Here is a 13,264-nt window from a genome sequence, read left to right as displayed (position 1 = left end):
TGTTTAGTTTGTGATGTAGTTGAAGCCGAGAAGAGAGGAGTGAATATGTCACTCGCGTTGTATCGCAAGTATCGACCATCTGTATTTGCAGATGTGATCGGACAAGAACATGTAACTGTTCCACTCTCTAACGCACTTACATCTGGAAAAACACATCACGCATATTTATTTAGCGGACCACGTGGTTGCGGAAAAACTTCTAGCGCTCGCATTATGGCGCGCTCCCTTAACTGCGAAAAAGGCCCAACACCAACTCCATGTGGACTTTGCCAATCTTGTAAAGATTTAGTTGCAAATGGTCCGGGTTCACTCGATGTTATTGAGCTCGATGCTGCCACCCACGGTTTAGTTGACGATGCCCGCGATCTGCGCGATAAAGCATTCTTCGCACCAGTACAAAGCAAGTACAAGATTTACATCATCGATGAAGCACACCAGCTCGGACCTGGTGCAGCGAATGCCCTTCTCAAAGTTGTTGAAGAACCACCTCCTCACGTAATTTTTATCTTCGCAACAACCGAACCTGAAAAGTTGATTTCAACTATTCGTTCACGTACTCACCACTATCCATTCCGTTTAGTTCCACCTGGAATCTTGGCTGAGCACCTTGAAAAGATTTGTAAAGAAGAAGGCGTAACCGTTGCTAAAGGCGTAATTCCACTAGTTGTTCGCGCCAGCGGTGGATCAGTTCGTGATGCACTTTCTGTACTTGGCCAACTGCTTGCTGGTGCCGGCCCAGATGGAGTTAGCTACGAAATCGCCATTCAATTACTCGGCTTCACCGACGGTGCGCTACTAGATGATGCAGTTGATGCACTCGCTGCCCGAGATGGTGCAACGTTGTTTAAAACCGTAGATCGTGTAATCGAATCCGGCCACGATCCCCGTCGCTTTGCTGGCGATTTACTAGAACGGCTGCGCGATCTAATGATCGTTGATGCACTTGAAGCAACCAATGCAAATTCAATCTTGCGCGGACTTCCTGATGATCAACTAGAACGCATGCGCAAACAAGCCGCCAACATTGGCGCTGCCAACTTATCTCGCTCTGCGGATATTGCTGCAGAAGGTTTGACCCAGATGCGCGGTGCAACAGCGCCCCGATTAATTCTCGAACTTATCTGCGGCCGCATGTTGTTACCTGGCGGCGATAACTCCGAAGCGGGATTGCTTTCGCGCATCGAACGCCTCGAACGAGTCGAAAACATCGCAACACCTTCACCAACGCCAGCAAAGTCCACGGCACCAACCCCACCCGCAAAGGTTGAAGATGCGCCAAAGGCTTCAGAGAAACCAGCAGCAAAAGCGAAAGTTGCCGAAGAACCTGTTGCCGAAGTTATTTCTCCGAAAGCAGTTGGCGGAGGAGACTCTAAAGAAGCTTTTCCCGAGTCGACGAGCCAACCTGCTTCGGAGAAAAACAAAGTTATGGACATCGCTGGTTTACGTCGCCTTTGGCCAGATGTAATCGAAAACGTTAAGAAGCGCCGTCGTCTAACGTGGTCTTTGCTCTCCGCCTCCGCGCAGATAATCGCCGTAGACGACAAACTAATAACGATCGGCATAGTCAACGCCGGCGCCCGCGACTCATTCGTGCGCTCTGAATCAGATGAGATCCTGCGCCAAGCATTTATTGAAATCGTTGGCATCGATCGCAAGATCGAAGTAGTTGTTGATTCATCGATTGATACAACTTCAACCCCTGAAGCGCGCGCAGTTCGCAAGGATGAAGCGCCATCAGATAAGAACTTGTTATCAGGTGCAGCGCTGCTCGCCGCCGAACTCGGTGCAACTGTGATCAGCGAAAAGAATAAGGACTAATGAGCACAGGCATGTATGAAGGTGCGATCCAAGATCTCATCGATGCATTAGGTCGCTTGCCTGGAATTGGTCCAAAAAGCGCACAACGAATTGCCTTCCATATTTTGCAAACTGACGGAGATGCAGCCCTTGCACTTGTAGATGCGATTCGCACCGTTAAAGAACGCGTTAAGTTTTGCAGCCAATGCGGAAACGTTTCTGAAGAAACCGAATGTCGCATCTGTCGCGATCCACGTCGCGATCCTGCACAAATTTGTGTTGTTGAAGAAAGTAAAGATGTAATCGCAATCGAGCGCACCCGCGAATTCCGCGGGAAGTATCACGTACTCGGCGGAGCCATTAGTCCGATCGATGGAATTGGCCCTGACCAACTTCGCATACGCGAATTAATGGTTCGTTTATCTGATTCAAATATCACTGAAGTCATCTTGGCGACCGACCCGAACCTGGAAGGCGAAGCAACGGCTACTTACTTAGCTCGCTTGATTAAGCCACTCGGCATCAACGTCTCACGCCTAGCCAGCGGGCTACCGGTCGGCGGAGATCTCGAATATGCAGATGAAGTAACCCTTGGTCGCGCTTTTGAAGGCCGTCGTAACGTAGAAAGCTGATCGTCTCACTATTTGATCGAATGGCTGTTTCATATATTGAGATTTTCCCTAATCGGGTGGAAAGCAGCGCCAAATTAGTTCAATATTGAGCCATGGGACTAATCGTTCAGAAATATGGCGGATCCTCCGTAGCCGATGCCGAGGGCATGAAGCGCGTTGCCGCTCGCATCGTGGCGGCGAAGAAGGATGGCAATCAGGTCGTTGTCGTCGTCAGCGCGATGGGCGATACCACTGACGAACTAATCGATTTAGCCAACGCTGTTACCCCAATTCCTGGTGGCCGCGAACTAGATATGTTGCTGACTGCCGGTGAGCGCATTTCAATGGCGCTACTTGCAATGGCAATTTCAAATTTGGGACATGAAGCTCGTTCTTTTACTGGTTCACAAGCCGGAGTGATTACAGATTCTGCACATGGTCGCGCACGCATCATCGATGTAACACCGGGAAGAATTCAAGAAGCGCTCGCCGACGGTGCGATTGCAATCGTTGCCGGCTTCCAGGGAATTTCGCAAGATACAAAAGACATTACAACTTTAGGTCGCGGTGGTTCAGATACAACTGCGGTTGCACTTGCTGCAGCGCTCGATGCCGATGTCTGTGAAATTTACACAGATGTTGATGGAGTCTTTAGCTCTGACCCACGCGTTGTTCCTGCAGCACGCAAATTAAAGACTGTTACATATGAAGAAATGCTTGAACTTGCTGCAGCTGGTGCAAAAGTTCTGCACTTGCGTTGCGTCGAATACGCACGTCGTTACAACTTACCAATTCACGTCCGTTCATCATTTTCACCAAACGAAGGAACCTGGGTGGTTGAAAACCATCCTGAAGGAGGAAACATGGAGCAAGCAATCATCTCGGGTATCGCACACGATAAATCCGAAGCCAAGATCACCATCGTTGGCGTACCTGATCGCACCGGTATTGCTGCACGCATCTTCCAGGCCATCGCTGATGCCGATATCAACATCGACATGATCGTGCAGAACGTATCTGCTGCAGCAACCGGCCTAACGGATATTTCATTTACAGTTCCAAAGGCAGAAGGCGCTAACGCAACTGCGATTTTGAAGCGCATTCAGGGAGAAGTCGGTTTCGCCTCAATTCAATATGACGATTCCATCGGCAAACTCTCACTTGTTGGCGCCGGAATGCGTTCGCACCCAGGCGTAACTGCAACGTTCTTTGCAGCAATGGCTGAAGCAGGGCTCAATATTGAAATGATTTCAACATCTGAAATCCGAATCTCAATCATCTGTCGCGAAAGCGATCTCGAAAAGGGTGTTCGCGCAGCGCATACCGCCTTCGGATTAGATGCCGATCAAGTCGAAGCAGTCGTATATGGAGGAACAGGTCGATGACTCAGAAAAAAGCCAAGGTCGCTAAGAAAGCAAAGTCAGCGAAGAAACTTCCATCATTAGCAGTAGTCGGTGCAACCGGCGCCGTCGGAACCGTGATGCTCGATATCTTGAGCAAGCGCAAAAATGTTTATGGTGAAATCCGTCTTATTGCATCAGCTCGTAGCGCTGGTAAGAAATTGGTTTGCCGCGGTGAAGAGCTAACTGTTGTCGCACTTTCTCCTGAAGCATTCGATGGTATCGATATCGCGATGTTCGATGTCCCAGATGAGATCTCTGCCGAATGGGCGCCAATTGCCGCAGCTCGTGGCGCAGTAGTTGTCGATAATTCTGGCGCGTTCCGCATGGATAAGAAAGTTCCTTTGGTTGTTCCAGAGGTAAATCCAAAAGATATTAAGAAGCGCCCTAAGGGAATTATCTCTAACCCAAATTGCACAACACTTTCTATGATCGTTGCGATGGGTGCGCTAGATAAGAAGTTCGGTCTAAAGGAACTTGTTGTTTCGTCTTACCAAGCAGCATCAGGCGCCGGACAACCAGGAATCGACAGCCTACGTGCGCAAATTGATCAGGTTGCCGGTAAAGGTTTAGGTGATGTCGCAGGCGATCTCCGCACCGTTGTCAAAGATCTTGGACCGTTCCCAGCACCACTCGCTATGAATGTTATTCCATGGGCAGGTTCGCTTAAGGAAGATGGTTATTCATCTGAAGAACTTAAGGTTCGCAATGAATCACGCAAGATTCTCGGTATGCCTAAACTAAAAGTCGCTGTGACTTGCGTGCGTGTACCTGTAATCACTACTCACTCACTTACCGTGCATGCCGTCTTCTCAAAGACAATTACACGTAAAGCTGCACAAGCCGCACTGAAAAAAGCTGAGGGCGTTCTCCTTTACGACAATCCAGAGAAGAAGGAATTTCCAACTCCTGCTGATGTCGTAGGTACTGATCCAACTTGGGTCGGTCGCGTGCGCCAATCTTTGGATAATCCTAAAGCGATTGATTTATTTGTCTGCGGCGATAACTTGCGTAAGGGTGCAGCGTTAAATACTGCACAAATCGCAGAGCTCGTTGCCGCTGAATTCACTCGCTAATTCCACAACGCTTCGCCTGTAGACTCACTTCATGACCATCGTTGTCGCAGGTGCCACCGGTCTTGCTGGTTCAGCAATCGTACGCGCCTACGAAAAAACTGGTGAAAAGGTTATCGGCATTAATCGCAGCGTCTGCGATCTTCTCGACCGCGATGCCACTATTGATTTCATTAAGAAGGCTAAGCCTGCGATCGTTGTCGATGCTGCAGCCAAGGTTGGCGGCATCGGAGCCAATAACGCTTTTCCAGTTGAGTTCCTGGCCGATAACGTGCGAATTCAAAGCAATCTTATGGAAGCTGCACATGCGGCAGATGTAGAAAAATTCATCTTCCTTGGATCAAGTTGTATCTATCCACGCGATTGCGCACAGCCAATCAAAGAAGAGTATTTATTAACTGGTCCGCTGGAAGAAACAAACTCTGCATATGCAATCGCCAAGATTGCCGGCATCGAGTTAATCAAGTCTTTCCGTAAAGAGTATGACCGCAAGTGGATCTCACTAATGCCAACAAATCTTTACGGTCCGAAAGATAATTTTGAGCTTCAAGGTTCGCACGTACTGCCAGCATTTATCCGCCGCTTTGTTGAAGCGAAAGAGTCTGGTCGCGCTAAAGAAACTTTATGGGGCACTGGTTCACCAATGCGCGAGTTCTTACACGTTGATGATTTGGCTTCTGCAGTTGTTCTCGCGGGTGAAAAATATGATTCTGCGCAGCACTTAAATATCGGCAGCGGCGAAGATCTAACGATCAAGGCTTTGGCTGAATTAGTCGCTGAAGTTGCGGGTTTTACTGGCGAAATCGCTTGGGATTCATCGAAACCTGACGGAACGCCACGCAAGGTTCTTGATGTTACGAAGGTTAAATCGCTAGGTTGGTCACCTGCGATCTCGCTAAGAGACGGAATCGCTTCAACAATCGAGTGGTACATCGATGCAACTGCAAAGGGAGTAAGTCGACGATGAGTAAAAAAGTTGCCTTCATAACTGGTGTTACCGGCCAAGACGGTTCATACCTTGCAGAGTTCTTGCTAGCTAAAGGCTATGAAGTACACGGACTTATCCGCCGTTCTTCAACGTTTAACACCTCTCGTATCGACCATATCTATGAAGATCCACACGCTAAAAATCCAAAGCTCTTCTTGCACTACGGAGATCTAATTGATGGCGTTGGACTTACAAATTTAATCCGTGAAATCAAACCAACTGAGGTTTATAACCTTGGCGCACAGTCACACGTGCAGGTTTCATTCACGATGCCGCAGTACACCGGACAGGTAGATGCGGTTGGCGCAGTTGGTCTCCTTGAAGCGATTCGCTCTGCAGATATCGATACCCGTTTCTACCAAGCATCAACATCTGAACTCTTTGGTTCAACTCCACCACCACAGAACGAACTTTCTATGTTCCGCCCACAATCTCCATATGCAGCAGCAAAGCTAATGGCTTACTGGTGCACCGTTAACTACCGCGATGGCTATGGCATGCACGCGACAAACGGAATTTTGTTTAACCACGAATCACCGCGTCGCGGAGAAACATTCGTAACTCGCAAGATCACTCGCGCAGTTGCGGCGATCAAAGCTGGCAAGCAGGACAAGTTATTCCTCGGAAATCTCGATGCGGTTCGCGACTGGGGCTATGCCAAGGAATACGTTGAATCTATGTGGCTGATGTTGCAGCAAGATAAGCCTTCAGATTACGTAGTTGCTACAGGTGTTGGCGCGAAAGTTAAAGACTTTGCTGAAGCAGCATTTTCACGCGCAGGTTTAAATTGGCAAGACCACGTTGAGACCGATAAGAAGTACATCCGCCCAACAGAAGTAGATGCACTTATCGGAGATCCATCAAAGGCAACCAAAGCCCTTGGTTGGAAAGCCACAACTCATTGGAAAGAGTTGGCTGAATTAATGGTTGACGCTGACATTAAAGCTTTGCAGTAAGCGTTACTAAACTTACTTCTGGCGGACTAGCAACACGAATACGTGCAAAGGGACTTGTTCCCATTCCTGCTGAAACATGTAGGTAAGGCTCGCTTCCAAACTTTGTTAACCCGCGTGCGCGCCAAGTTGGTAAGTCACAGTTAGTTGTTAGTGCACGTGAACCACCAGGCATCGGCAGACGAACTTGTCCGCCATGTGTGTGGCCTGCAAATATTGCATCTAAACCATCACGAGTCATTCCTTCAAGAATTCTTAAATAAGGTGCATGCGTTACGCCGATCGCAATGTCACACGGACCAGGTTTTCCAGCAACTAGTGAGTAATCATCAAACTCAAGGTGGGCATCATCGGTGCCGCGAGTTTCGATAGTTGTATCTTTAATTTTTATTGTGGCACGTGAGCGATTTAGATTTATCCACCCCCGCGATTGCAGACCTTTATCTAGATCTGGCCAAGGTAGATCTTCACCGTGAATTCTTTTTCCGTGATTTGGCAGTAAGTACTTAAGTGGGTTCTTTGGCTTTGGTGCGTAATAATCGTTAGAACCGAAGACGAATAAACCAGGAAGGTTTAGTAGTGCATCAAGGGCATCGAGTGCCACGGGAACGGCTTGCATATGAGCTAAGAAATCACCGGTCGAGATAACTAAATCGGGGGATAGATCGATAAAGGATTTGATATCGGCTATCTCGGTCTTGCGCGCAGGGGTCAGGTGCAGATCCGAGAAGTGCAGAACGCGGATCGGTGCGTGGCCAGTGGGCAGGATTGGGATCTCGGCCTGGCGAAGTTGATAACTCATTGCATGAGAAGATACACCTAGGCAATTCAAGGGTTCGAGCAATTCAAAGGTTTGGAGCAACAATCAAGTGGGACTCAAAGAGACACTTAAGAGCGACCTAACTGAGGCGATTCGCAGCAGCGACAAGGTTGTATCAGGCACGATCCGCATGGTCTTGACCGCGATCACCAATGAAGAAGTTTCTGGCAAAGAAGCGCGCACACTTAGCGAAGACGAGATCATCGCGGTTCTATCGCGTGAGGCAAAGAAGCGTCGCGAAGCTGCTGAAGAATTTGCAAAAGGTAACCGCCCGGAAAAAGCTGCAGAAGAAAAGGCCGAAGGCGAAGTAATCGCAAAGTATTTACCTGCTCAACTTTCAGAAGATGATGTTAAGAAGTTGATTGCTGCAGCGATTGCATCAACAGGAGCTGCCGGACCTGCCGATATGGGCAAGGTAATGGGCGCGATCAAGCCACAGATCGCAGGAAAAGCAGATGGCTCAATGGTTTCATCACTTGTTAAAGCATCGCTAGCCGGAGGAAATTAATGAAATTCGAATATGCAACCGTCCCACTTCTATCTCACGCAACTAAGCAGATTCTCGATACTTGGGGTTCTGATGGATGGGAACTAGTCACAGTTATTCCAGCACCAGGCGGCGAACAACTCGTTGCTTACATGAAGCGAGAGGTTAAGTAAAAATGGCAGTTGATGTCCGCGCCAAGTTGGCCGAAAAAGGTTTAACACTTCCAGTTGCAGCAAAGCCAGTAGCTGCATATGTCCCTGCAGTACGCACCGGAAATATAGTTTTCACCGCAGGCCAGTTGCCTCTCGTTGATGGATCAATGGCTGATACAGGAAAAGTTGGCGCTGAAATTACTCAAGAACGAGCAAAAGAGCTTGCAGAAATCTGTGCACTTAATTGTTTAGCAGCAGTTGAGTTAGTGGCACCAGTTGATTCAATCGTCAAGATTGTTCGCATAGTTTGTTATGTAAATGGCTCCCCAGGATTTATCAGCCAACCATTTGTTGCAAACGGAGCTTCAGAGTTATTTATGCATATCTGGGGAGAACCAGGAATTGCTGCACGTAGCGCACTTGGCGTTGCAGAGCTTCCTTTGAATTCACCGGTTGAGGTTGAACTCACCGTTGAAGTTGCTTAGTTAATTTAGCTAATTACTTAGCGAGAGCGCTTGCTCAGACGTTCGACATCAGTAATTAGCACTGAGCGACCGTCAAGCTTTAGCCATCCGCGACCAGCAAAATCGGCGAGAGCCTTATTTACTGTTTCGCGTGATGCGCCAACAAGCTGTGCAAGTTCTTCTTGAGTTAGATCGTGGTTAACGAGCAAACCTTCAGCAGTAGTCTTTCCAAAGCGATCACCGAGATCGATCAGGGCTTTAGCAACGCGACCTGGAACATCAGAGAAAACTAAATCGCCGACCGCTTCATTGGTGCGACGTAGGCGCTGTGCCAAACGTGCAAGCAATTGCAGTGAAACTTCTGGGTTCTGCTTAAGCCAAGGAATAACTTTTTCATGGCTAAGTGAAAGTAATTTTGCATCGGTCACTGCAGTTGCAGTTGAAGTGCGTGGGCCGGGATCAAAGAGTGAAAGTTCGCCAAACATTTCGCCAGGCCCGAGGATAGAGAGCAAGTTTTCGCGACCGTCTCCGCTGGAGGTTCCGAGCTTTAGCTTGCCTTCGATAATTACATAAAGGTGCTCGCCGTCATCGCCTTCTTTAAAGAGGATTGAACCCTTCGCGATCTTTACAGTATCCATCGAGGCGCGCAGGGATACTGCGGCAGCGTCATCGAGGGCGGTAAAGAGCGGGGCTCTGCGTACGACTTCATCTTCTTGAGGCACGTGGGTAGTTTACTCGCATGGCCCCCGATAGCGAAACTCGTAAAAGCGCAAGGGCTATATATCGAATATTGACCAAAACTTATCCCAATGTGCGCTGCGAACTAGATTTCTCCAACCCATTAGAACTCACGATTGCAACAGTTTTATCTGCGCAGTGCACTGATAGGCGAGTCAATGCGGTTACACCAGCGCTCTTCAAAAAATATAGGAACGTGCGCGCTTACGCCAAAGCTTCGCTAAACGATATTGAAGATTTGATTTATACAACCGGTTTCTTTCGAGCCAAGGCTCGTCACATTCAGGGCCTTGCTGTAAAGATCATCGAGGATTTTGACGGTGACGTTCCACAAACTTTGGAAGAGTTAATCACTCTGCCCGGTGTAGGTCGAAAGACTGCCAATGTTGTTCTAGGACATGCCTTTGATATTCCCGGAATTACAGTCGATACCCATTTCGGTCGCCTTTCTCGAAGATTTGAGTGGAGCGAATCGAAAGATCCCGTTAAAGTTGAATTCGAAGTGGGAGAGTTAATCCCTCAAGAAGAATGGACTAATTTGTCGCAACGGATGATCTGGCACGGGCGGCGCATCTGCCATTCACGCAAACCAGCGTGTGGAGCATGTCCTGTGGCAAAAATTTGTCCTTCATTTGGAATTGGCGAAATGGATAAAATAAAAGCCAAGGCTTTGGTTAAAAGCGATGAGGATTTCCGATGAAGCGCGCCTTATTTGTTGTCGCAGCGCTAATTCTTACTGGATGTTCTTCACCAGAACCCGTTGCGATAAAAGGCGAAGTAATTTCCTGTGCGTCAATTACTTTCGATAAATCAATTACCAAAGGCGCAACTATTGAATGTCTAGATGGCACGGCCGGTGCCAGCATGGAATCTCTCCGCGGTCCGATGATCATCAACATTTGGGGTTCTTGGTGTTCAACTTGTTTGGCCGAAACACCTGAATTTGTTAGCTTTTATAAGAAAGCTAAAGGCAAAGTTCAGTTAGTCGGCGTCGCTGTTGAGGAATCTTCCCCTGATAATTCTCGTAAATTCATAATAGAAAACGGCATGACCTGGCCTAACTTCTATGACCGCGAGAATAAAACACGTAGTTACTTCGGAATGGGCGTTCCTGTGACTTGGTTTATCGATGCTGCTGGAAAAGTAACCTTTAAGAAGATCGGCGAAGTAAAATCTGAGCAAGAGTTAATAGATTTAACCGAGAAACATCTAGGAGTGAAGATTTAATGGTTGCTGACTTAGTAATTATCGTAGCGCTAATTTTTTCAACAATTATTGGCTACCGCAATGGCTTGATCCGCACCCTCTTTAAATTTGTCGGATTTGTTGCAGGCGGAGTTCTTGGAATCTACCTTTCCCTTAAGTTCTCACACGATTGGTCGCTGGATATAAAGCGAATTGGCTTTGTTATCGCATCAATTGTTGGCGGTGGCTACCTATGTTCATTTATCGCAGGAGCGCTAGCCAAGGGTCTGCGGGCCTCAATTTTTCGTGGCCCAATTGCTTTCTTAGATTCAGTTGCTGGTGCTCTTCTGGAAATCGCGCGCACCGTAATCGCGCTTTACTTGATCGCAACGGTTCTGCTCTGGTCACCATGGCAGGCAGCGCAAAATCAGATCACAGATAGCCAAATACTTCCCAAAGTTCAGCCTTACATTCCAGGGCTAATCACCCAAGCAAATGATTGGGTTAAGGAAGAGTTTCTTAATCTTCGTCTTTAGAAGAATTTAAACCTTCGGAAATCAACTTCATAACATTTGGATCTGCCAAAGTTGTGGCATCGCCAACTGCGCGATTTTCAGCGACATCTTTGAGTAAACGGCGCATAATTTTGCCGCTACGAGTCTTCGGCAATTCTGCAACAACCATGATCTGACGTGGACGGGCAATAGCGCCAATTTCCTTAGTTACATGGGCGCGAAGCTCTTTCACTAACTCTTCACCGCCAGCGTGAGGAATACCGCCGCGCAAGATAACGAAGGCAACAATTCCTTGTCCGGTCATCTCATCTGCGGCGCCTACAACAGCTGCCTCTGCAACTGCTTCATGTGAAACAAGTGCAGATTCAACTTCTGTTGTTGAAATACGGTGTCCAGAAACGTTCATGACGTCGTCGACTCGACCCATCAACCAGATCGCACCTTCGTCATCTAACTTTGCGCCATCTCCTGCAAAGTAAATTCCTTTAAAGCGCGACCAGTAGGTTTCTTTGTAACGCTCATCCTCGCCCCAAACGCCACGCAACATAGAAGGCCAAGGCTTATCTAAAATCAAGAAACCACCATGTCCATTTGGTACAGGGTTTGCGTTGTCATCTACAACAACAGCGCTAATACCTGGGATCGCTTTCATCGCAGATCCTGGTTTAGTGGATGTAACACCAGGCAGTGGCGAAATCATGATCGCACCAGTTTCGGTCTGCCACCAAGTATCAACAATCGGACAATTGTTGGCACCGATAACTTCTCGGTACCACATCCATGCTTCAGGGTTAATTGGTTCACCAACTGAACCAAGCAAACGAAGCGAAGACAACTTGTGCGCCTTAGGAAATTCATCTCCCCATTTCATCCAGGTGCGGATCAAGGTTGGTGCGGTGTACAAAATAGTTACGCCGTACTTTGCAACGATCTCAAACATACGTCCTTTATGCGGCGTATCAGGTGTTCCTTCATACATAACTTGAGTTGCACCATTGATTAGCGGACCATAGACAACATATGAGTGCCCGGTAATCCAACCAACGTCTGCGGTGCACCAATAAACATCTTTCTCGGGCTTGATATCAAATACCACGCGATGTGTGTATGCCGCCTGCGTTAAATAACCACCTGTTGTATGGAAAATTCCCTTTGGTTTAGCGGTTGTGCCAGAGGTATAGAGAATAAAGAGCGGGTGCTCGCTATCGAAAAATTCAGGTGTGTGCTCACTGCTTTGGCTATCAACGAGCTCGTGCCACCAGATATCGCGATCTGAGTTCCACGCAGTTTCTTGTCCAGTGCGCTTTACAACTAAAACTTTTTCAACGTTATGTTTTCCCTTTAGCGCTTCATCAACTGCGGGCTTAAGCGCAAAAGCAGCACCTTTGCGAAATCCACCATCTGCGGTGATTACCAATTTTGCATCTGCATCTTGAATTCTTGAAAGAAGAGCGTCAGCGGAAAACCCACCGAAGACAACTGAATGCACTGCACCGATTCGCGCACATGCCAACATCGCAACCGCTGCTTCAGGAATCATCGGCATATAAATCGCAACGCGATCGCCGGCTTTAATTCCGATTTGCGTTAAGGCATGTGCAGCTTTGCTGACATCTGCCAACATCTGCGCATAAGTGATTGTTCGAGTATCGCCAGGTTCGCCTTCAAAATGAAATGCAACGCGATCTCCACGACCTGCTGCAACATGACGATCGAGTGCATTTACTGAAGCATTTATCTTTCCGCCGACAAACCATTTTGCATACGGAGAGTTCCACTCAAGAACTGTCTCCCAACTTTTATCCCAAGTAAGTTCGCGCGCTTGTTCTTCCCAGAAAGCAAGTCGATCTTTTTCAGCATGTGCATATAAATCAGATTTGGCATTGGCCTGAGCTGCAAAGGCTGGGCTCGGAGGAAAGTGGCGATTTTCTTGGGAGAGGTTTTCTATTGAATCGCCGCTGGAATCACCGGTTGATGGGTTGCTCATAACTCAGCAGATTACCCGTGAATATCAACAGGCGGAAGGCTTCAGCGATGTGGCAAAGAAGATAAGAGGGATGATCCCCAGTCTCGAGAACAAG

15 protein-coding genes are annotated in these 13,264 nt (G+C 47.9%); 12 read left to right on the top strand and 3 right to left on the bottom strand.

Annotated features, from left to right (window positions below):
* Positions 1-45 precede the first annotated feature (45 nt).
* The 6 genes from A1s21148_RS06940 to gmd all read left to right on the top strand — a co-directional run bounded on the left by A1s21148_RS06940 (position 46) and on the right by gmd (position 6,825).
* Positions 46-1,818, top strand: a complete 1,773-nt coding sequence (locus A1s21148_RS06940) for a DNA polymerase III subunit gamma and tau (RefSeq protein ID WP_095671681.1) — start codon at positions 46-48, stop codon at positions 1,816-1,818.
* Positions 1,819-1,829: 11 nt separating this feature from the next.
* Complete coding sequence (gene recR, locus A1s21148_RS06935; RefSeq protein ID WP_095671680.1) at positions 1,830-2,429, top strand: recombination mediator RecR; 600 nt, start codon at positions 1,830-1,832, stop codon at positions 2,427-2,429.
* Between the two features lie 92 nt (positions 2,430-2,521).
* Positions 2,522-3,793, top strand: a complete 1,272-nt coding sequence (locus A1s21148_RS06930) for an aspartate kinase (RefSeq protein ID WP_095671679.1) — start codon at positions 2,522-2,524, stop codon at positions 3,791-3,793.
* On the top strand, positions 3,790-4,884 hold the full coding sequence (locus A1s21148_RS06925) for an aspartate-semialdehyde dehydrogenase (RefSeq protein WP_095671678.1): 1,095 nt from the start codon (positions 3,790-3,792) through the stop codon (positions 4,882-4,884). The genes A1s21148_RS06930 and A1s21148_RS06925 overlap by 4 nt, the downstream gene beginning before the upstream one ends.
* A 31-nt stretch (positions 4,885-4,915) precedes the next feature.
* Positions 4,916-5,848, top strand: a complete 933-nt coding sequence (locus A1s21148_RS06920) for a GDP-L-fucose synthase family protein (RefSeq protein ID WP_095671677.1) — start codon at positions 4,916-4,918, stop codon at positions 5,846-5,848.
* Positions 5,845-6,825: a GDP-mannose 4,6-dehydratase gene (gene gmd / locus A1s21148_RS06915; RefSeq protein WP_095671676.1), complete on the top strand. Its 981-nt coding sequence runs from the start codon at positions 5,845-5,847 to the stop codon at positions 6,823-6,825. Before A1s21148_RS06920 ends, gmd begins: the two co-directional genes overlap by 4 nt.
* On the opposite strand, the gene A1s21148_RS06910 is transcribed toward gmd, so the two are convergent.
* Positions 6,809-7,624, bottom strand: a complete 816-nt coding sequence (locus A1s21148_RS06910) for a metallophosphoesterase (protein ID WP_095671675.1) — start codon at positions 7,622-7,624, stop codon at positions 6,809-6,811. The two genes, gmd and A1s21148_RS06910, sit on opposite strands and share 17 nt — an antisense overlap.
* Positions 7,625-7,691: 67 nt before the next feature.
* Between A1s21148_RS06910 and A1s21148_RS06905 the strand changes: the two genes are divergently transcribed.
* Genes A1s21148_RS06905 through A1s21148_RS06900 form a run of 3 tightly spaced genes read left to right on the top strand, consistent with a single transcriptional unit; the run spans position 7,692 to position 8,766 of the window.
* Positions 7,692-8,150: a GatB/YqeY domain-containing protein gene (locus A1s21148_RS06905; RefSeq protein WP_095671674.1), complete on the top strand. Its 459-nt coding sequence runs from the start codon at positions 7,692-7,694 to the stop codon at positions 8,148-8,150.
* Complete coding sequence (locus A1s21148_RS07530; protein ID WP_017954825.1) at positions 8,150-8,302, top strand: Sp36 family protein; 153 nt, start codon at positions 8,150-8,152, stop codon at positions 8,300-8,302. Before A1s21148_RS06905 ends, A1s21148_RS07530 begins: the two co-directional genes overlap by 1 nt.
* Positions 8,303-8,304: 2 nt before the next feature.
* Complete coding sequence (locus A1s21148_RS06900) at positions 8,305-8,766, top strand: RidA family protein (RefSeq protein WP_095671673.1); 462 nt, start codon at positions 8,305-8,307, stop codon at positions 8,764-8,766.
* A 17-nt stretch (positions 8,767-8,783) separates the two neighbouring features.
* Here the strand turns inward: A1s21148_RS06900 and A1s21148_RS06895 are convergent, their stop codons facing one another.
* Positions 8,784-9,467, bottom strand: a complete 684-nt coding sequence (locus A1s21148_RS06895) for a Crp/Fnr family transcriptional regulator (RefSeq protein ID WP_095671672.1) — start codon at positions 9,465-9,467, stop codon at positions 8,784-8,786.
* A 17-nt stretch (positions 9,468-9,484) separates the two neighbouring features.
* Here A1s21148_RS06895 and nth point away from each other — a divergent pair, with 17 nt between their 5' ends.
* Genes nth through A1s21148_RS06880 form a run of 3 tightly spaced genes read left to right on the top strand, consistent with a single transcriptional unit; the run spans position 9,485 to position 11,204 of the window.
* Positions 9,485-10,183: an endonuclease III gene (gene nth, locus A1s21148_RS06890; protein ID WP_095671671.1), complete on the top strand. Its 699-nt coding sequence runs from the start codon at positions 9,485-9,487 to the stop codon at positions 10,181-10,183.
* Positions 10,180-10,710: a TlpA family protein disulfide reductase gene (locus A1s21148_RS06885; RefSeq protein ID WP_095671670.1), complete on the top strand. Its 531-nt coding sequence runs from the start codon at positions 10,180-10,182 to the stop codon at positions 10,708-10,710. Before nth ends, A1s21148_RS06885 begins: the two co-directional genes overlap by 4 nt.
* Positions 10,710-11,204: a CvpA family protein gene (locus A1s21148_RS06880; protein ID WP_095671669.1), complete on the top strand. Its 495-nt coding sequence runs from the start codon at positions 10,710-10,712 to the stop codon at positions 11,202-11,204. The genes A1s21148_RS06885 and A1s21148_RS06880 overlap by 1 nt, the downstream gene beginning before the upstream one ends.
* Here A1s21148_RS06880 and acs read toward each other — a convergent pair.
* The gene (gene acs, locus A1s21148_RS06875) at positions 11,188-13,170 is read right to left on the bottom strand and encodes an acetate--CoA ligase (RefSeq protein ID WP_095671668.1); all 1,983 of its coding nucleotides are present in this window, start codon (positions 13,168-13,170) and stop codon (positions 11,188-11,190) included. The genes A1s21148_RS06880 and acs overlap by 17 nt on opposite strands.
* Positions 13,171-13,264 lie beyond the last annotated feature (94 nt).

Origin of the sequence: Candidatus Planktophila lacus, assembly GCF_002287925.1 — a bacterium.
Classification (GTDB): Bacteria; Actinomycetota; Actinomycetes; order Nanopelagicales; family Nanopelagicaceae; genus Planktophila; species Planktophila lacus.
This window is presented reverse-complemented; position numbering and strand designations above follow the sequence as displayed.